Source organism: Labrenzia sp. THAF187b (assembly GCF_009363375.1).
Lineage (GTDB): Bacteria > Pseudomonadota > Alphaproteobacteria > Rhizobiales > Stappiaceae > Roseibium > Roseibium algicola.
In genome coordinates this window covers 5,154,413-5,173,015 of sequence record NZ_CP045344.1, presented here as the reverse complement: position 1 = coordinate 5,173,015, position 18,603 = coordinate 5,154,413, and the positions used below count along the sequence as shown (strand labels likewise).

The window sequence follows — 18,603 nt, the reverse complement described above, 5'->3', positions numbered from 1 at the left end:
CATGGTGTTGGCCGGAAGACCGGCCAGCACCGTAAACAGCGGTGCGGACGGCGCTAAAGGGCCGTCCGTTGCCAATCCGGTTCGTAGGTGATGTCGGAAACGCCGGCAAAGCGGGCGGTGCGTTCCAGCTCCGCCTGTAGTTTGGCCTCTCGGCCCTTTGAGGCTCTGATGCCTTGTTCCGGCCAGTAGGCCCGCACATGAAGCCTATTCTCGCTCCTGAGTGCCTTCATGTCGATGCGGCCGATCAAACGGTCGCCTTCCATGACAGGGAAGACGTAGTAACCGTATTGGCGTTTCGGCTCAGGCACGAAGATCTCGATCCGGTAGTAGAATCCGAACAGGCGCTCAGCCCTTTTGCGGTCGCGAAGTGCAGGATCGAACGGCGACAGGATCCGCACCCGCGAAGGCGGTTCGGGAAGCTCGGAAAGCGTATCCAGCGTTTCCGGATAGGCGAACACCTTCCGCCAGGATCCATCGACACACTCAACTTCAATTTCGGAAATCGTGCCCGCAGCCTTTGCTGCCGTGCACCAGTCCTTGGCTTCCTGTGGCGTGATCAGGTCCCAGAAGGCAGCAATCTCGCCGGAGGTCGCAAAGCCCAGCCTGTCGAGCGCGGAGCGGGCTGCCCATTCTGTCGTTTCTTCAAGGTCATGCGCAGCATTGAGATGTTGCGCCGGAATGACCCGTTCCGTCAGGTCGTAGACTTTCTGAAACCCGTTCCGGCCGGTTACCGACAATTCGCCGGTACGCCACAGGAACTCCAATGCTGCCTTCGAGGGGTGCCACTCCCACCAGCCGCCATTGCTGCGTTGCTCGTCTTCACCGACAGATGCCGACGTGACCGGACCATGGTCGCTGATCCTGTTCAGAATCTCGTCGAATTTCCGTTCGAACTCGTTCTGGTGCCAGTTGCGCCACCTGTTGATGAGGTTTTCCTTGTCTCGGCTGAATCGCAGGCGCCAATGCCGGAAGAACTCTGTCGGTATGACCGACGCATCGTGCGTCCAATGCTCGAAAAGATGCCGGTCACGTTCGGCAAGAAGCTTGAGGTTCTTTTCCTTGTAGGCTGGTCGCCGGGCAGCCAGGATCATGTGGTGCGCGCGGGCGACAGTGTTGATGCTGTCGAGCTGCACGAAGCCGATCTGGTCTATGACCGCAGCAAGATCATCGCCTTTTCCGCTTCCCTTGGGAGCGGATGCAAGGCCGTGTCTTTCGAGGAAGAGGTGCCGAGCGATACGATTCGGCAGCCGGGGCACGGAGGGGGCACTCATGCGGCAAGGCTAGCACCTTCCAGGGTTCAAAGAAAATGACCGCAGGGATCTTATTGTAAATTTTTGCAAGAGCGACAGATGCCGTTGTCAAAATGAACCTGCAAATACAACGCATGCACACGTAAAACGTGTTTTTTGATTGACCGATTAGTCAAAAGAAGTTTCACTGATTTGTCTGACTTCATTCATGGCTTTGTTTGAGCGGTATAAGATGAGTGTTTTCAATCATTTCAGAAAAAGAATACTGGTTTCGGGTCTTGCTTGCCTGGCTTTGACGTTGGCCTCTGCAGCCCGTGCCGACACGAATGACTGTTCCTCCGTCAAATTGAACGGTTCTAGTGTCTGGTACCCGGTTTCCATGCGCCAGGAAGCCGATGTCGGTCTCAACGGTGTGTTTCCTGACCTGGCAATTGAAATCTTTTCAGCATTGGATTTGCCTTTGGTCATGGGGCCGGATCTGCCGTGGAAACGGCTTTTGACATTGCTTGAGCATGGGCAGATCGACGTCCTGGCGGGCGCTTATCTGACTGACGAAAGGCTCGCCAAATTCGGCGTCAGTCTGCCGGTCATGCACGAAGATGTCGGTGTCTTTGTCCGCTCCAGCCTCGATATCCGCCCTGCATCGCTTGAAGACCTTGCGGGGCTGAGGGGCGTTGCACCGTTCGGGGCATCGTTTGGCGAAGAATTCGAGACCTATGCGGCTGCCAAACTGTCCATCGATCGGCAACCCTTCGACGACTTCAAGACCAACATGTACCTGCTGGCGGAGGATAAGGCCGACTATCTGGTCATTGCCCGCCGGGACGGCGAGATGATGATCAAGGAAGCCGGGGTCGAAGGAAAGGTCGAAGTCCTGCCGTGGTCTGCGGCTGTCAACACGGTTCATTTCCTGTTCTCACGCGCGACACCGTGTATAAGAATGCTGCAGACCTTTGACGAGGAACTGCAGCGTCGCCGTGAATCCGGTGAGCTGAACAAGCTGATCGAAGGCTACACTCTGCCCACGGGCGACGGATAGAAGAAGCAAGAGACCCCATGCAGCAACAGGTGAAGGCGTGACGGATTTAGGCGTAGCCGGTCCGGGACTGATACTGATTGCCGTGCTGGTGTTTCTGAGCGCAGGGTTCATCAAGGGGCTTGTGGGTTTCGGATTGCCGACAATCGGGCTTGGCCTGATGACTGTTTTTGTCGGTGTCGAAAAGGCGATGGTTCTTATCCTCTGGCCGGCATTCCTGACCAACCTCTGGCAAAGCCTGTCCGGTGGTCACCTGCGCGTTCTCTTGCCCCGTCTCTGGCCGTTTCTGGTGTCAGCCGTGGTGATGCTCGCCGCCGGAACCTTCATCCTCACCCAGTTGCCGGAAGGTGCCGCCGATCTGCTTCTGGGGATACTGATGGTTTCCTACGCGGTGCCGATGCTTGCAGGGCTGGTGCTGCAAATTCCGGAAAACCGAGTCGTCGCGGTTGGAGTGATTGTCGGGCTGGTCAACGGTGTCCTGTCGGGGCTGACGGGGTCCTACACGGTGCCCGGTGTCATGTATCTGCAGGCGCTGGGGCTCACACGAGACGAACTTATCCAGGCAATGGGTCTCCTGTTCCTGCTGTCGACGACGGCGCTCGGCATTTCGCTTGGCGGTTTCGGACTGATGGGCGGCCAGGAAGCCGTGGCCTCTGCTGCGCTGGTTGTACCGGCCCTGTCCGGCGTCTGGTTTGGACAGCGCACGCGCAAGAAAGTGTCGGAGGCCGGTTTCCGCCGGCTCGTGCTGGCAGCCATCCTCGCCCTTGGCCTTTACCTCATTCCACTCGGTCTCTGGCGTTTGCTCTAGCTTTTCCGGCAGAATTCGTGGCGGGAAATCGTGGCGCTTGGGGGCGCAGCCAAGGACTTGCCTTTTCCTTGTCATTCCGGCCAAGCGAAGCGCGAGCCGGGACAGAGGCAACGTTGTGTTCGCTGTCTTCTTCGGCTTGCTTCCCCAGACCTTGGTTCACCAATCCCGAATCTCTGCTGCGCTACATCCGGGATGACCATGGCGGGCTACAAAAAAACGCCGCGAAGACCGCGGCGTTCGAGAACTGGTTTTTCAGGTCGCGTCTTACTTGGCGATCAGCCGCATGGGGGTGGCGGTGCCGACCCCGGATGTCGTCTTGGTGTTGGCCCACTGGTAGGACTGTCGTTCCTCCGTCGGTGTGCACAAGAAGCGCTCGCGGTAGCATTTGGTGAAATGCGAGGTGGAGGCAAAGCCGCAGGCCAAAGCGACATCCAGCACCGGGCGGCTGGTCCGGCGCAACAGGTCGCGCGCGGTCTCAAGGCGCAGGCGCAAGTAGTACTGGCCGGGCGTGCAGTTGAAATGACGCCGGAACAGGCGCTCCAGCTGGCGCGGCGACAGGTTGACCGTCATCGCAAGTTGCTGGCAGCTCAGCGGGTCCTCGATATGCAAATCCATGATCCGGATCGCGTCGAGGATCTTGGCATTCGAAATGCCGGTCCGGGCCTCGATGTCATGGCGCTGTGCAGATTCGCCGGAGCGCATGTTCTGGTAAAGAGCGACTTCGGCAACTTCATGGGCAAGATAGGCACCATGCTGGATCGCAATCAGGCGCAGCATCATGTCGAGTGACGCCATGCCGCCGGCACAGGTGATACAGTTGCGGTCGATCGCAAAGATATCGGACGTTACTTCGACATCCGGAAATTCTTCCCGCAGGGATCTCAGGTTTTCCCAATGGATGGTGCAGCGACGACCGTCGAGAAGATGATACCGGGCAAGCAGATAGGCACCGGTGCAGATGGCGCCAAAGGTGCGGCCCATTGCGTTCAGACGGCGCAGCTTGTTGCCGAGTTCCGTGTCCAGCGGCAGGCGCTCGACGTCGATGCCGGTGCACAAAAGTGTAATGTCGGCATCGTGCAGGTCGCGAATAGATTTTTTGACCGCGACTTCGCAGCCGTTGCTCGCCGTGACGGGATTCCCGTCAAGCGAATAAGTTGTCCATTGGTAGTACTCTCTTCCCAAAAGGCGATTTGCTATTCTGACAGGTTCGATAACGCTGGCGAAAGCGTTCATGGAAAATCGCTCCATGAGCACGAATGCTATCTTCTGGCCTGATTCATCGTGCGCGCGTCCGGACATTTACTGTGCCTCTATGGAAGGTATTATTGCCATTTGTCTTTGGCTTTCAGCAAGTTTTGCAGTTTGTATTTATCTGTCAAATAAAAAACGCTTGCAGACCTGATATTCTCGTAAATGTCACAAACGAATTGGCAACGTTGCCCAGCCCGTCATCCAGGTGCGGAACATTTCATCGGCAAATGCTGTCTTTTTCACCGCGATGCCGACGCTGCGCCGCTCCAGGCCTTCATGGTCGAGCGGGACACCTGTCAAAGTATCCTTCATCTTCAAATGACCGGCGGGAAGGATGGCGGCACCAAAGCCTAATCCGGCCAATTCCAGTACCTGCTGATCGTTGACCGCTTCAGCTGAAACGTTCAACGGCAGGCCCGCCAGCGCGAATTCAGCCAGCAGTGCATCATAATTCGGGCAATACCTGCGGGAGATCAGGGAAACGGACTGAAGGTCGTTCATGGAAATCCTGTTGCGCCCTGCCAGCGGATGAGACCTTGCAACGGCAAGTACATAAGGCTCGCTGTAGAGTTCCCTGTACTTGTGGCTCCTGGGGGCACAGGCCTTGTCGACCAGAGAAAGTTCCGCGTCCGCCGCTGCCTGCTCGAAACGCATCTCCAGTGTCGGATAAGTGGTCCGCAGGGCATGGAACGCCCCCTGAAACGCTGGAAGCAGAATATCGGGCGCCGTATAGAGGCTCAGGCGAAGCGGGGGCTCTTTCAGAAAGCGGTTCTCGGCGTCTCCGACAGCCCGCAGGATAGACTGGGCATGGTGATACAAATCGCAGCCAGCCGGTGTCGGGCGTAACCCGGTGCGGGAACGGACAAATAGCGACGTTCCAATCGCGTCTTCAAGTTTTTGCAGGGCCTGGGACAAGGACGGTTGGGAAATACCGTGTCCCATCGCTGCTGCGCTGATCGTTCCCAATTCGAAGGCGCTGACGAAATAGCGAAGCGGGGTCACTTCAAGCATAGGAGTTGCCTATATTAATGATAGAAAGCATAGGAGTATACTGCGAAACAAGCTGAGGGCAAAACTCGGTCGGTCAATTGCAACGCCGTACCGAAGGAACTCCCGAATGAATTCCGCAATACCCCTGTCTCCGTCAGAAACCTTTCCGCTGCCTCGAACCGAACGGATCGCCATTCATCGTGTGCTTGATCTTTTTGAAAAAGGGTCACCGGAACTCTTCGGCGAACTGTCGGAACAGTTGGACTTCCGTATCGACCACTACCGCGATGAAACCGACGTTGCCTGGCAGGTGGCCTCCGGGCTGGAGGAAATGGCTGGTGTCCTACAACGCCTTGCACAGGACGTTTTTCCAAGGGGAACACATATTCTTGCTCTCGCTTCCCAGGCATTGGGGCAGGGATGGTTCCTGACCCGCTTCGAGCAAAGGTTCTTCTATCCCGTCAGGAACTGCGAATGCGAAAGCATCACCTATATCCTCAGCCACGAAGACAACGGCAAGCTCGATTTCTTTCGGGAAACCGTGACGACAATTGAAGAAAGACGCTGACGAATAATGCAAGTGGCGTGGCCGTCCGGCATCGCCGGATGGCCTGTCAGGAAAGGCCTGCGAATGCCTGCAGGCTGGAATCTTGAACATTTTTAGAATGATTTTTTTGAACTAAGTGCGTTTAGTGGATCGCAGTTGCTTCAAGTCAAGGCTGGACTAGTGCTACATGAGGCACAATCTAATACGAGCGCTGACATACGGACCAAGATTGACATGAACGTACTTGCCAAACCCGCCGACCTCGAAGCTGCCGCCCCGGCTGGCGCTTTCGTCGAGGAAGTGAAATCCGTCCAGCATTACACGGACCGCCTGTTCCGCTTTCGCATGACACGCCCGGCGAGCTTCCGCTTTCGGTCCGGGGAATTCGTGATGATCGGTCTGATGATCGACGGCAAGCCGCTGTACCGCGCTTATTCCATCGCCAGCCCGGCATGGGACGAAGAGCTCGAGTTTTTCTCCATCAAGGTTCCGGACGGCCCGCTGACGTCTCATCTTCAGAAGATCCAGCCGGGTGATGCCGTGCTGATGAAGAAGAAACCGACCGGTACGCTGGTGAACGATGCGCTCATCCCCGGCAAGCGCGTCTACATGTTCTCCACCGGAACCGGCATCGCACCGTTTGCGAGCCTGATCCGTGACCCGGACACCTACGAAAAATTCGACCAGGTGATCCTGACCCATACCTGCCGCGAAGTTTCCGAGCTGAAATACGGCGAGGACCTTGTGCAGGAAACCATCAACGATCCGCTGATCGGTGAGTTCGCAAAGGACAAGCTGGTCCATTACACCTCCGTGACCCGGGAAGACTTTCCGCGTCAGGGCCGTATCACCGATCTGATCAAGTCCGGCAAACTGTTCGAAGACCTCGGCGTGCCGCCGCTCGATCCCGCCGTTGACCGCGGCATGATCTGCGGTTCCATGGACATGTTGAAGGACACCAAGGCGCTTCTGGAAGAAGCAGGCCTCACCGAAGGTGCAAACAACAAGCCGGCAGAGTTCGTTGTCGAGCGTGCGTTTGTCGGCTGAGTCGGCAACGGCTTAATCTGTTATTAATGCTTAGATCTTTGGCCGGGGGCGCGTGTTTAACACGTGCCCCCGCAGCTTTATTAATGATCTATTTTGGGTTTTCCAAAGAAAGCAGGGTCGATACACCCTAATATGGGGTTCGCGGGTGGACAGACATTGCCTGCAGTGGCAAGAATCTGTCTTAAAAATGGCAAGTCAGCAGGGCCACTTGAACGCTGCAGGCCAAACATCAAGGTACTGAGCCATGATCTCCGACAGTCGAACCTATGTGATTGCCGAAATCGGTATCAACCATAATGGCGATATCGACCAGGCCCTCGAAATGATCCGCAAGTCGAAGGAGGCCGGGTGCGACGCAGTCAAGTTTCAAAAGCGTACGATCGACGTCGTCTATTCCGCTGAAGAACTGGCACGTCCCCGTGAAAACGTCTTCGGCGCAACGAACGGCGATCTGAAGCGCGGTCTGGAATTCGGCAAGGCCGACTACGACCGCATCGACAAGCTGTCGAAAGAACTGGGCATCGACTGGTTTGCCTCGCCATGGGACGAAGGCTCCGTCGATTTCCTGCTGGACTACGACACGCCCTATATCAAGGTCGCTTCCGCGATGGTGACCGATCGGGATTTTCTGGAGTATTGCGCTCGCAGTGGCCGGCCCTTGCTGGTTTCCACCGGCATGAGCGACATGGCAATGGTCAAGAGCTTCGTTGACGTGATCGAGCGCTCCGGCGGCGAGATCGCCTGCCTGTACCACTGCACCTCCACCTATCCGACGCGCGATGACGAGATCAATCTGCTCGGCATTTCGACCCTGAAGGACGCTTTCCCCCATCTGAAGATCGGTTTTTCCGGTCACGAAGAAGGTATCCTGCCAAGTGTCTGTGCCGCCGCTCTTGGTGCGTGTTCCATTGAACGGCATGTCACGCTGGATCGCTCGGACTGGGGTTCCGACCAGAAGGCGTCGCTTGAAATGCCGGAAGTCGCTGAGCTGGTTTCGCAGGTGCGCCGGGTGGAAGTGGTCCGGGGTGACGGGGTTCTGCGCTTCTATGAAGACGAGAAGCCGATCGCGGAAAAGCTTCGCCGGAAAGTCACGCTGCAGGCGGCGTGAGACAATTGAGGTATTGGTGGGCTGACCGGAACCGGTCGGCCCTTTTTTTGTTCAAGAGCCATTTATGTCCATCATTGACCGCTGCCTGAATCTTTACCGGGGGGAGAGCTACTACGTGGCTTATCCAGCCCGGCCGCTCCCGCAGGACTATTGGGAAGCAAAGACGGATCCGGACGGCAAGGTCAGGGACATTGAAGCCGAGCGTGATCAGCGCAAGGAAGATGTTCGCTACATCGCGGACTACGTCAACGCACGGTCGCCGGGACGAGTGCTTGATATCGGCTTCGGCCTTGGCGAATTGCTTGAGCAGCTCACGGGCAAAAACGAGTGTTTCGGCCTGGATCCTTCCGAGAAGGCGGTAGAGGTCGCTCGCCAATGGTGTTCGGCCGAGCTTCGGCACGGTGTTCTGGAGAAGGGGACGTTTCCTTCAAGCACGTTCGATGTGGTGACCGCCAACCATGTCATCGAGCATGTCGACGAGCCGATCCCCTTTGTTGAAACGATCTTCGAAATCCTGAAACCGGGTGGTGACTTCATTTGTGGTACGCCGAATTTCGCTTCAGCGGCCGCCCGGGTCTACGGTGATCGTTTCCGGTTGCTGCATGACCCAACTCATGTGAGCCTGTTCTCTGACGATTCTCTTGTCAGGCTGCTGCGTGACACGGGATTCCGCATCGAAATGGTCGAATATCCCTATTTCGGAACGCGTTTTGCCACGCGCGAAACGTTCGACAGCATGGTACGGGCCGACGCGGATGTGTCGCCGGCGTTCTGGGGATCTTTCGTAACCGTGTTCGCGCGCAAACCAGAGTGACCCCAGCTTCCCCGAGGTGGTTGAGCAGAAAATGAAAATAGTAGCGGCCATTCCTGCCAGAGGCGGTTCCGTCGGTCTTCCGGGCAAAAACATCCGGCCCTTGAACGGCATTCCGCTTGTCGGCCGGACCGTGCGTGCCGCACGCGGGTCGCGTTTCGTGTCCGAAGTATTCGTCTCGAGCGATTCAGCGGAAATTCTGACAGTCGGTGAGAAATACGGCGCCAAATCCGTTTTGCGCCCGACCGAACTTTCGGGACCGACCGCGAGCTCGGAATCCGCGTTGATCCATCTTCTGCAGAACGAGCCAAGCCTTGTCAGCGAACCGCCGGACATTCTGGTTTTCCTGCAGTGTACGGCCCCTTTCACGCAGGCACATCATGTCGACCATGTTGTGGAAGCGCTGCTGGCCAAGAATGCGACCAGCGCGATCTCGGTGGTCGATGACCATGGCTTCTACTGGGAAGTCGGCCCTGGCGGCGAAGGCGTCGGTCTCAACCATGATCCGAGCAAACAACGCGTTCGCCGGCAGGATATCTCTGCAAGATACAGGGAAAACGGTGCCGTTTACGCAATGCGTGTTCCCGAATTCCTGGAAGCGGGCAACCGTTACTGCGGAAAGACGATCCTGGTTCCGGTGGATTCGACCTGGATCGAGATCGACACTTCGCAGGACTGGGACATGGCCGAGGCTTTCATCCGGTCAGAACCCTTCACCGGCTTCCTGACCGAGACTGAGACCCAGCCCTTGCGGGCGGTGGTGACCGCCTTTGCCGGTGTGCATACGGATAATACGGTTTTCGTCAATCGAGACGGCACGGAATCGATCGTATGCAACCGATATGACGAAATCGGTCTCGACCGTCTGCTTGGCCGCGGCATGATGCTGCTGATGCTGGATCGGGAAGAGGACAGTCTCGCTGTCCAGCGCGCCCGCAAGCTTGCCATGGATTACAAGCATCATCTGTTCGACAAGATGGAAACCCTTTCGGACTGGCGCACCAAAAAGGGGCTGGAGTGGTCCGAGATTGCCTATATCGGCGCAGACATTGCGGATCTCGACTGCATGAAGGCTTGCGGTCTGAGCATCGCGCCGCGCAATGCGCCGGCTGAAGTGAAGGCAACGGCAACGGTGGTTCTGGAAAGTGCCGGTGGTGCCGGTGTGCTGAATGAAGTCTCCGAGCTGCTGATCGCACGGGGCATGATTGCCAACTGACAGGACTGGCATCACTCCAGGTGGTGACATGGAAGAATTTGGGTTCGGGGATCGCGATACGTGCAATCTGCAAATGTCTTCGCTCCCCGGGCACCTTGCGACTGAGAAGGTGAAATATGGCCGTAGACCCACTGCAAAAGAACGTTTCGGTGTTCGATACACTGCAGCAGCTCGGCCTTGCGTCCCTTGAAACCCAGAGTGTTTTTGCACCCCGAACCCGCGACAAGGAGGGGTTGACCGTCTATCGCGACACGGTTTCAGGTGTTGTCTACATCAATGATTACTATGTCGGTGACGAGACCTACGAAGGGGCTGAACACCGCAAGGATGACTTCTACAAGCGCATCGACTGGGACTACGAATACCAGCAGGATCAGTACCGGCGTCTGGATGCCTACAAGCAATTTTATACGGGCAAGACGGTTACCGAGTTTGGATGCTGGAAGGGGCTTTTCCTGAGAGAGGCGGCCAGTCGGGGTGCCGATGTCACGGGGATCGAGCTACACAGGGGCTACATTGAGGCGCTGGTTGCCGATGGCTATCGCTGCGTGGACAATCCAAACCAGATCGCTCCGGCAACGCAGGATGCGGTCTTTGCCTTTCATGTGCTGGAGCATCTTCCCGATCCGCTTTCAACCTTGCGAGACTTGCGAGCACTGCTGACGGACACCGGAACACTCGTTGTCGAGGTTCCGCATGCTTCCGATTTCCTGCTGTCCAATCTTCAGAACGAAGCTTTCAAGAATTTCACCCTCTGGAGCCAGCACCTTATTCTCCACACACGCGAAAGCCTGAGGCGCCTGCTTGTCGCTGCCGGCTTTGCGGATGTCGTGACTGAAGGGGTGCAGCGGTATCCGCTTTCCAACCATCTCGGATGGCTTGCCAACGGCAAGCCCGGTGGCCACAAGTCAAGCCTGTCCGCATTGGAAACATCGGAACTCAGGTCGGCTTACGAGGCCGCGCTCCGCAAGATCGACGCGACCGATACGCTTGTTGCGATTGCCAGAAAGGCTCGCTAAGGCAGGGCGGCCAGCTCAACGAATGATCGCACTGCTTTGCCGCAGGCTCACTGGCAGCGCCTGCAAAGCTTTCTACAGGCCCAACCGTTCGTTCCGTTTGCCAGGATAACCGGCTGCCAGTTCTTCACGCATGACCTGAATGACCTGCGGTACCATCTCCACCGTCGGATGCGTCTCGTCGATGTAGATGTACTTCATGCTTGGATACCAGGGCGGATTGGCCTGGCCGAGCAACAGGGCGGGTTCCACCGGGCCGAAGCGTACGCAGGGAACGCCCAGAATTCCCGCCATGTCCGCAACACTGGTGTTTGCCGAAACCACAACATCGCAAATGGCGGTCAGGTCAGCGGCCGCTATCAGGTCGTTGAAGAGATCGACGTCCGGGAAATAGGTGAACTTGCCTTCCGAGCGGGCCACCAGGAAGTCGAGCTCCTTTTGCAGGGCCATATACTGAAGATTGACGTAGATCGCGTCTTCAGCATCAAGGATCGGTGCAAAATCAGGCGCGGACAGGTAGTAGCGCGCGCGGTATTTCTCCAGGTTCCGTGAGCGCCAGGAGACGCCGATAATCGGTTTCTTGTCGGCGTCCGGCAGCCTGCCGAGATATTCGCGGGCCTTTTCCTGGTTGAATTTGTAAACTGGGTAGGGGGCCTTCTTGAAGCTCTCGATATCCCGCCGGAAATAGCGTGCAAGATCGACCATGTTGGCCGTTATGTCGTAATCCGCATCCTCCGGGGCCTGGTCGTCCTTTGGTGTGCCGGGCCTGACAAGGATCTCCGGAAACGAATTCTGGAAGAAGGGAACCGACTTCGCCGACACTTCGAGAATGAGCTTTTTCGCTCGCGCCTGGATATCGAGAAACATCGTGCCGCACTTGAGCGCGTCACCAAGTCCCTGGTCGCCCCAAAGCAGCACCGTCTTGTCCGAGATATCCTCGCCTTCCCATTCCGGCTTTGGAAACTCACGTCGTTGGGAGGTTGCTTTCTTGTCTTCAAAGCGGGCCGCGTGAATGTCCCAACCCGTTTCGAGGTTGCCCATCGACAGATAGGCGAGCGACAGGTTCCAGTCGAGGCCGGAAATCACGCCGCCAGGCGCTTCCTCCTTTGCCTTCTGCAGAATGTCGATGCTGTCCTGTCCGCGGCCGAGCATGAGGTAGTGAACCCCGAGCGTAACCTTGCAGTGATAGTTGCCCGGCGTGCCTCTGACGGCCTCTTCGGCGTATTTCAGGCCCTCGTGTGCCCTGGAGATCGAGAACAGGACACGGGCCTTTTCGTGGAGCAGGAGCGGGTTGTCCTTGAAGCGCTCCAGGGCCTTGTCGATCGCCTCGAGCGAGGCGTCGAACTGTTTCAGTTCAAGGCGGCAACGGGCCTGTTCGATGCAGTTCTCGACGTTGTCCGGTGCGAGTATTTCCGCGCGTTTGAAGAAGGTGAGCGCTTCTTCAAATCGGTTGTTCTTGCGCAGAAGCAGGCCATAGTTCGTGTAGACTTCACCATGGTTCGGATTGGAGACAAGCAGGCTCTTGAAGATCGTCTCCGCTTCTTCAACCCGTTGCAGTCCGGTCAGCGCGATTGCCTTGATGTTGAGTGCCTCGCGCTCCTTCGGGTTGAGCGACAGGGCTTTTTCCGAAACGGCGAGCATGCTTTCCGAATCCGTTCCGATGTCCATCATCGCTCGGGCGAGGTTGGCATAGAACGATGCCTGGTTCGGGTTCTGGGCAATCGCCTTCTGGATGTATTCAACGGCCTTTTTGGGAGATCCCAATTGCCTGTAGGTCACGCCCAGCAGATTGAGCGCATCCGGATTGGTCGGCGCCTTTTTCAGGACCAGCTTGTAGCACCGCTGCGCCTTTTCGATCTCACCGGACTGGTGATAGGACAGCCCCTTGACGAGCTTTTCGCGTAAAGGATTTGGAGCGGTTTGCGTGGCCATCTTCTATCTGCTCTTCGGGAATCACTTGAAGAACAATAGCAGGAAGGGGTCTCAAAGGCAGGCCGACAAGCCAAACTGTCCGGATTACCTTGGGGATTGAAGCTGAATTTCTTGCTCGATAGAGCTCATTGCCGGCGGAACTGCTGTGACTGGAATTGCTGGCGTTGGTATTGTTGCGGCTGCCCCCGCTGCGGCCGGTAGTCTTCGCGCTGGTATTGCTGGCGCTGATAGTAGGACCTGTTTTGCGGCAGGCCCAGCCGGCGTTGTCTTTCAAGTTGTAAAAGGCGAACTCTTTCTTCACGCAATTGCTGAACGCGCTGCGCTTCTTCCAGTTCACGCCTTTCCTGTGCCAGTCGTTGTCGCTCGAGCTCCAGAATCAACATCTGCTGCTGCAGAAGCGATTGATTGAGCCGCTGTTGCTCGTCGGTGAGCAGGGGGGCAGATGGCAGTTGGATGTTCTGCGAGGACTGCGCGCGAGCGACCGTTGCGGGCGCAAGGACCGCAAATAACAGGAGAATTGCCGCAGCTTTGTTGGTCGCAGAGCGAAACATGTCATCCATGCCCAGTGCCGGAGCCAGGGCTTTGCTGGCGGGCAGCACGAAACCGGATCACTTCCGGTTCGCCCGATCATCAGGATCCGCTCAACGGAACGGATCTGACCAATATACACGCTCACCTTTTGCAGGGCTGGTTTTCAGGGATATTTGCCCAGATTTCTGGCAAGAGTTGCAATTGTGGTGAATCGGATCACGGCAAAGTAGTGAAAATTGCGGCGACCGGATCTGGATGTAAACAAAGGAAAATGGTGGGCGATACTGGGATTGAACCAGTGACCCCTCCCGTGTGAAGGGAAGGGGCGCGCTCAAGATTCCTTTTCATTTTCAGGTATTTGCCTCCTTTTCACTTTCTTCCTGTGTCAGAAACTTGCCGAAATCGTCGAAGTTTGACACGACCGACCGGCGGTAATCCGGCACGTCGTGGGCGTAGGGGATGACGGATTTCACGTCGAGCCATCCGCCCTGATCCATTGCGGATCTGAGGTCGCCCATGCGCAGCATGCGGCTTGCCAGCATGTGGCGGAACCAGTGCTGCGTCACGGTCAAGAGTAGCTGCGCGTCGGCCTCAGCCGCCTTCAGGAACGCCTCGCGCTTTGCCCCGTCGCGGATCTTGCCGGCCTCGATCGCTGCGTCGTCCAGAAGGGTTTGCGCAGCGCGTTCCTTGGCGCCGTTAAAGCCCTTCTTGTTCTGCGTGCCCCATGCCCGGCCGTTGTCCTTGTAGGGTCTGCGCTTGGGTGTCAGGAAGAGCGGCGCCTCGCGCTCGTGAAGCCTGCCGCGCCAAGCCACATACTCGCGCAGGATCGCGGCCGCGCTCGGGTGTAGGGCGGCGTTGACGGGGTTGCCGTTCTTGGTGTCGTGGAATGTGATCTGCTCGCGGCCCTCGGCCAGGATCAGGTCGCAGATCCGGCAACCGTGCAGGACTGACGACACACGGGCGCCCGTCGACCACTCGACGGCCATCTGCGCGCGCAAGGTGATATGCGCGGCATTCAGCAGCCTGGCAATCAGATCCGGACGCAGTTCCTGGACGCGGCGGCGGGCGCGGCGGTTCGGGTTGCGGGCTTTCTTGTCGCGGTGGAAGTCGGGCAACTGTTCCAGCCGGTGGCGCTTGCCCTGGCAGAACTTCAGGAAGCCGAGAAGGGCATTCAGATAGCGCTCGCGGGTGGCCGGCGCATTGCCTTTTTGACGCCGGTCGACAAGGCGGTGCCAGTCCTCTTCGGCGATCTCGTTAAGCCGGCGCAGGCCGAAGGCTGCGACGATTTCCTTGACGATGTCGATTGTAGTTTTGCCGAGCGGGCGTTCGCGCGGGCGTGTTAGGTAGTCTGCAGCTGCGACGGAAACGTAAGCACCCGGCGTTCTTTGGCCTGTCGCTTCGGCGATGATTTCGCTTTCGATCCGCCGGCATTCGGCAAGGGCTGCGTCTTCCGACGTCCGTCCGACTGGAAGGCCAAGACTTGTTCTAATGCGGATTGAGCGTCCGCCAGCCCTGACGGTACCGTGACAGTGCCATATGCCTTCACGGTCGACCGGGGCGAGCCCGCGAGCGCGCCGCCCGGCTCGCTTTCCCTTGCCACTGCTGCCTGCAGTTTTGTCAGTGCTTCCGGCGTCCAAACTTTCGTTCTCCCATGGCGAAGATGAAACTGAAACAGTTGTTCGGAGGGGCGGCGCCGTTTGTCTTCAGCGAGAACGCCTTCCAGCCAGCGCTTTGACTTGCGCAAGCGTTCTGCCACTTCCTCAGCATTGAAGTAAATCGGCAGACTCTGGTCAAGCTTTTGATGGCTGGTCATGGTCCTGGTTTCCGTTTCAGGTGCCCGGCGCCGCTTTGCGGTTCGCCGGGCCGGTGCCGATGGGGCGGCGTGGTTTCGATCAGCCGAGGGCAGCGCGGACCATGCAGTCCTTGGCTTCCAGCAGCTTGCGCAGTCCGGCAGACTTTTCGGGGCCGTCCGGCAGGTCGGCATTCATCTGTTCGGCCAGTTCACCAAACGGCCGGCTGACCGCCTGCAGATGTTCCGGCAGATGCTTGAACTCGAAATATTTCATGATGGGGTTTTGCACGGTCTTTCCTTTCCTTCGCGGTTGCCACGCTCCTTCAGGCGAATGTCATAGGCATTCTTGAGCGCGTTCATGGTGGCTTCGACGTGGGCTGCCACGTCAGCCTGCTTGTCCGCCTTCAGGCGGATGACTTCCCGGTCCAGCGCATCGATCGCGTTCGTCACGATCGCGCGGCTGCGGGTGAGCGGATCGGGCTGGGGAAGGAAAGACATCAAAGCAGCCCCTTCATGTTCGCGGCAAAAAGGGCCTCGCCCACAAGGATACTCAGGGCGAGGCCGTAGATGGCCCGTTCCGTGACCGATTGGACCACTTCAGAAACGGGCAGGGGAGCTTTGGAACTTGCGGCGCTGTCATCCGGCCAGTCGCCGAATTCACCCTGATGCTCGGAATGGGCATTGCGACATGCGAGTACGGCAAGAACCCAGAACAGCAACGACAGGGCGATGACCGAAAACAGAAGATAGGGGGCGGCGGCGCGCAGGGTATCAATCAGGCTTTCCATCGGTGCTTTCTCCTGTGGGCGGGGCCTTGGCACTGTGGAAAGCGCTTTCGCCGCGCACGGCTGCGATGTCGTGAAGGTTGGCCGGGCCGTGGGTGCTGTGTCCGGCCACGGCAAGCGCCGCGGCGACGGCGGCAAGGGCTTCCGGCTTGCCGTGAATGACGGCGTCCAGGTCTGCGTTCGGAAGCTCAAGCACAAGCGTCTGCAGCTGCTGGCCGCTGACGTGCTCTTCCGTGCCGTCCGGCTGCACAATCCAGTAGGCCCGGCCGACGCCCTTGGCCGACTGGTAAAACCGGATCTGCGCTTCCAGGCTGGCAAGGCACTTCTGAATGCTGTCGACCAGCGTTTCCAGCATCCAGACCCGATATTCCGGGGTTTCGTGCGTTGCCTCGCGAAACCACTTCAGGCCGTTCTTAAGAACCTTGAAGGCCGACCAGCTGTTCTGGATGCTTGCAGTCATGATTGCGTCTCCTGATTGAATCACGGTTGGAAACGCTACCCGAGGCCTTGCAGAAATGCGCGCCCGGACAGATTGTGTTTTAGATGCCGGTTCAACCGGCGGAAAATGGTGGCGCGCCGGGAAACCACTCCCGACGCGCCGCTTCGCAACCACATGACCAACCCATGCGGAAGGAACTGGAATGAACGAAATGCAGGCGGAAAAGCTGCAGCGGGACGTCGAAACGCTGAGCAAGCTCATGGCTGACCTGACGGTGAAGCAGCACGTGCAAACGGCAATGCTCAAACGCCTTCTGAAGGACTTCATGAGCAGGTCGGAAGACCGGGCAGAAGACGAACGCATCATGCGGGAAATCGTCAGCCATGATGCGCAGGTCGCCAGCAAACGCGACTTGCAGCCGAACAAGTTGCAAGAGCAGGCCATAGCCAGCCTGGTTGACGGCACAATCACGAAACTGCTGGAGGGCTGAGCGAAAGCCATCGGAGCGCCGCCTAAAGCCCGAACGGGAACCGCGGGCGGCGCGGCCGGTAGGCCGAAACGTCGCCGCGCTTAGGGGCGTGCTTTCCGGCCAGCTTGCGGCCATAGACATGTTCACCCGGCACCCGCCAGGTGCTGCGCAGGGCAAAAGCACCAGGCGGGCCGTAAAATGGTTGGTCCGGAATGATCGGTTTGCGAGGCGTGTTGGGCATATGACTTTCTCTGTGCGACGCTTGCTTTCAAAAACTGTCCAGAATGAAAGCATGACTTTCATCTAAATGCAAGCGTGACAGACGAAACTGGTTTTCTGGCCTAGAATCCCTTGCTAAATAAGCGAGTGTTTCAGGTGGGGTGAAACGACAATGGAGTTGGATAGACTGGTCGTCAGTCGAGTGATCGCGCGATTATTTGATGAAGCATCGCAAAAGGGTGTGCGCCTGGAAGTGAGCCGCGATTTCGGTTTGCTTGAGGGGCTTTTGGAGCACGTTCCTGAGAAGGGCTTAACTGAACACTTTCGCCGAAATCTCAACACTTATTCGCCGCAACAAGCCTTCTGGCTTGGTGGGTTTAACCAGCTGGGAGAGCTGGTTGGATTGGCGGCTGCCCGGCTTGATCAACTCGGTTCCTGGACGCTGGAAAAGTACTGGCGGGAGTATTGGTCGCGCTGTTATCCGGCGGACGACGGTTCGGAAGTCCAAATGTCAGACCGGCAGTACAGGTTCGCAAAGGACATTCAAGGGGATGTAGTCTATTTGGGCGAAATGTGGGTTGCAAAACAACACGCGACCAATGGCGTGTCAGGCCCTTTTTCGAAAGCAATCTTGCTGCTTTCGCTGCTTGAGTGGCAGTTCCAGGTTGCCTACGCTTGGGTGCGTCCGGCCTTCCTGGATCGCGGCTTTGCCTTCAAGTGCGGATTTACCAGCATGCATCCCGGTATCATCTGGGATCGGGGGCCAGCAACAATTGATCAAGACCTGCATATAATGGCGAGTAGTCGCTCAGATCTTTTTGATTTGGTTGATCTTTTGTCTTTCGAACTTCCCGAAGCATTGAATAGCAGTAAATCCACCTGAGGCCACTTTCTGGGGCGGTGAATGGTAGCAGAATGCGTTCGATGTTCAGCCATTCGATGCCGCCAGGCAGTAGATAGTTACTGCCGATAACGTCGAAGCGCGCAGCCCCTTTAGAGGCTTGAATGTAACTTTCACGGACCTGGCGGCGGTACTCTGGCTCTATTTCCAGTCGAGGTTGAGCGTTCCGAGGGTCGGCGGCCTGGGGCAAGAGTTTTGCGAACAAGCTTTCCTCGCCGACAAACAGAATGTCAGGACTGTCTTCCAGTGAGTGAATGGTTTTCAGAATGACCAGCTTCGGCAAATATTCGACGATTGGCGAGTTTTCACCTGGCATTCTGCCGCCGGTTTCCTTCCAGATCCGATAGAAGAACACGCCGAGGCTGTCTGAGCAACCTTGCTCGACGTGTTCCAACGGTAAGTTCTGGACGTAATTTTCTTTCATTGCAGTGTCGTGTGCCGAGGTGCTGTAAGGC

The 18,603-nt window shown here is 57.5% G+C and carries 21 protein-coding genes; 10 read left to right on the top strand and 11 right to left on the bottom strand.

The window, feature by feature from the left end; translation table 11 throughout:
- Positions 1-53 precede the first annotated feature (53 nt).
- The gene (locus FIV03_RS23765) at positions 54-1,271 is read right to left on the bottom strand and encodes a crosslink repair DNA glycosylase YcaQ family protein (RefSeq protein WP_152511218.1); all 1,218 of its coding nucleotides are present in this window, start codon (positions 1,269-1,271) and stop codon (positions 54-56) included.
- Positions 1,272-1,482: 211 nt separating this feature from the next.
- Between FIV03_RS23765 and FIV03_RS23760 the strand changes: the two genes are divergently transcribed.
- Together FIV03_RS23760 and FIV03_RS23755 are read left to right on the top strand one after the other, a co-directional pair.
- The gene (locus tag FIV03_RS23760) at positions 1,483-2,289 is read left to right on the top strand and encodes a transporter substrate-binding domain-containing protein (protein WP_173013928.1); all 807 of its coding nucleotides are present in this window, start codon (positions 1,483-1,485) and stop codon (positions 2,287-2,289) included.
- 37 nt (positions 2,290-2,326) lie between these two features.
- The gene (locus FIV03_RS23755) at positions 2,327-3,094 is read left to right on the top strand and encodes a sulfite exporter TauE/SafE family protein (RefSeq protein WP_152511216.1); all 768 of its coding nucleotides are present in this window, start codon (positions 2,327-2,329) and stop codon (positions 3,092-3,094) included.
- A 264-nt stretch (positions 3,095-3,358) separates the two neighbouring features.
- On the opposite strand, the gene FIV03_RS23750 is transcribed toward FIV03_RS23755, so the two are convergent.
- Both FIV03_RS23750 and FIV03_RS23745 read right to left on the bottom strand, forming a co-directional pair.
- A complete protein-coding gene (locus tag FIV03_RS23750) occupies positions 3,359-4,393 on the bottom strand; it encodes a GlxA family transcriptional regulator (protein ID WP_023003882.1) in 1,035 nt (344 codons plus the stop codon).
- Between the two features lie 117 nt (positions 4,394-4,510).
- Positions 4,511-5,356: a LysR family transcriptional regulator gene (locus tag FIV03_RS23745; protein WP_152511215.1), complete on the bottom strand. Its 846-nt coding sequence runs from the start codon at positions 5,354-5,356 to the stop codon at positions 4,511-4,513.
- Between the two features lie 106 nt (positions 5,357-5,462).
- Here FIV03_RS23745 and FIV03_RS23740 point away from each other — a divergent pair, with 106 nt between their 5' ends.
- The 6 genes from FIV03_RS23740 (at position 5,463) to FIV03_RS23715 (ending at position 11,083) form a co-directional block, all read left to right on the top strand.
- Positions 5,463-5,903 (top strand): hypothetical protein, encoded by a 441-nt coding sequence (locus FIV03_RS23740; RefSeq protein ID WP_152511214.1) that lies wholly within the window; start codon positions 5,463-5,465, stop codon positions 5,901-5,903.
- 213 nt (positions 5,904-6,116) lie between these two features.
- Entirely contained in the window at positions 6,117-6,929 is an 813-nt protein-coding gene (locus FIV03_RS23735; protein WP_023003885.1) for a ferredoxin--NADP reductase, read from the top strand.
- Positions 6,930-7,173: 244 nt separating this feature from the next.
- Entirely contained in the window at positions 7,174-8,037 is an 864-nt protein-coding gene (locus FIV03_RS23730) for an N-acetylneuraminate synthase family protein (protein ID WP_023003886.1), read from the top strand.
- A 64-nt stretch (positions 8,038-8,101) separates the two neighbouring features.
- Positions 8,102-8,851, top strand: coding sequence for a class I SAM-dependent methyltransferase (locus FIV03_RS23725; RefSeq protein WP_075281515.1), 750 nt, complete (start codon positions 8,102-8,104; stop codon positions 8,849-8,851).
- Between the two features lie 31 nt (positions 8,852-8,882).
- On the top strand, positions 8,883-10,064 hold the full coding sequence (locus FIV03_RS23720) for an acylneuraminate cytidylyltransferase (RefSeq protein WP_152511213.1): 1,182 nt from the start codon (positions 8,883-8,885) through the stop codon (positions 10,062-10,064).
- 116 nt (positions 10,065-10,180) lie between these two features.
- Positions 10,181-11,083, top strand: a complete 903-nt coding sequence (locus FIV03_RS23715) for a class I SAM-dependent methyltransferase (protein ID WP_152511212.1) — start codon at positions 10,181-10,183, stop codon at positions 11,081-11,083.
- Between the two features lie 72 nt (positions 11,084-11,155).
- Here FIV03_RS23715 and FIV03_RS23710 read toward each other — a convergent pair whose 3' ends face one another.
- The 7 genes from FIV03_RS23710 to FIV03_RS23680 form a co-directional block, all read right to left on the bottom strand.
- Positions 11,156-13,012 carry a tetratricopeptide repeat protein gene (locus FIV03_RS23710; protein WP_152511211.1) on the bottom strand — a complete coding sequence of 619 codons (1,857 nt, stop codon included), beginning with the start codon at positions 13,010-13,012 and terminating at the stop codon, positions 11,156-11,158.
- 125 nt (positions 13,013-13,137) lie between these two features.
- Positions 13,138-13,611 carry a hypothetical protein gene (locus tag FIV03_RS23705; protein ID WP_152511210.1) on the bottom strand — a complete coding sequence of 158 codons (474 nt, stop codon included), beginning with the start codon at positions 13,609-13,611 and terminating at the stop codon, positions 13,138-13,140.
- Between the two features lie 282 nt (positions 13,612-13,893).
- Positions 13,894-15,180 carry a tyrosine-type recombinase/integrase gene (locus FIV03_RS23700; protein WP_152511209.1) on the bottom strand — a complete coding sequence of 429 codons (1,287 nt, stop codon included), beginning with the start codon at positions 15,178-15,180 and terminating at the stop codon, positions 13,894-13,896.
- A 255-nt stretch (positions 15,181-15,435) separates the two neighbouring features.
- Complete coding sequence (locus FIV03_RS23695; protein WP_152511208.1) at positions 15,436-15,624, bottom strand: hypothetical protein; 189 nt, start codon at positions 15,622-15,624, stop codon at positions 15,436-15,438.
- Positions 15,606-15,833, bottom strand: coding sequence for a hypothetical protein (locus FIV03_RS23690; RefSeq protein ID WP_152511207.1), 228 nt, complete (start codon positions 15,831-15,833; stop codon positions 15,606-15,608). The genes FIV03_RS23695 and FIV03_RS23690 overlap by 19 nt, the downstream gene beginning before the upstream one ends.
- The gene (locus FIV03_RS23685) at positions 15,833-16,123 is read right to left on the bottom strand and encodes a hypothetical protein (protein ID WP_152511206.1); all 291 of its coding nucleotides are present in this window, start codon (positions 16,121-16,123) and stop codon (positions 15,833-15,835) included. Before FIV03_RS23685 ends, FIV03_RS23690 begins: the two co-directional genes overlap by 1 nt.
- The gene (locus tag FIV03_RS23680; RefSeq protein ID WP_152511205.1) at positions 16,107-16,580 is read right to left on the bottom strand and encodes a hypothetical protein; all 474 of its coding nucleotides are present in this window, start codon (positions 16,578-16,580) and stop codon (positions 16,107-16,109) included. Before FIV03_RS23680 ends, FIV03_RS23685 begins: the two co-directional genes overlap by 17 nt.
- A 181-nt stretch (positions 16,581-16,761) precedes the next feature.
- Here FIV03_RS23680 and FIV03_RS23675 point away from each other — a divergent pair, with 181 nt between their 5' ends.
- Positions 16,762-17,049 (top strand): hypothetical protein, encoded by a 288-nt coding sequence (locus tag FIV03_RS23675; protein ID WP_152511204.1) that lies wholly within the window; start codon positions 16,762-16,764, stop codon positions 17,047-17,049.
- Between the two features lie 22 nt (positions 17,050-17,071).
- On the opposite strand, the gene FIV03_RS23670 is transcribed toward FIV03_RS23675, so the two are convergent.
- Positions 17,072-17,269, bottom strand: coding sequence for a hypothetical protein (locus tag FIV03_RS23670; protein WP_152511203.1), 198 nt, complete (start codon positions 17,267-17,269; stop codon positions 17,072-17,074).
- Positions 17,270-17,419: 150 nt separating this feature from the next.
- Between FIV03_RS23670 and FIV03_RS23665 the strand changes: the two genes are divergently transcribed.
- The gene (locus FIV03_RS23665; protein ID WP_152511202.1) at positions 17,420-18,130 is read left to right on the top strand and encodes a hypothetical protein; all 711 of its coding nucleotides are present in this window, start codon (positions 17,420-17,422) and stop codon (positions 18,128-18,130) included.
- The last annotated feature ends 473 nt before the right edge of the window (positions 18,131-18,603 follow it).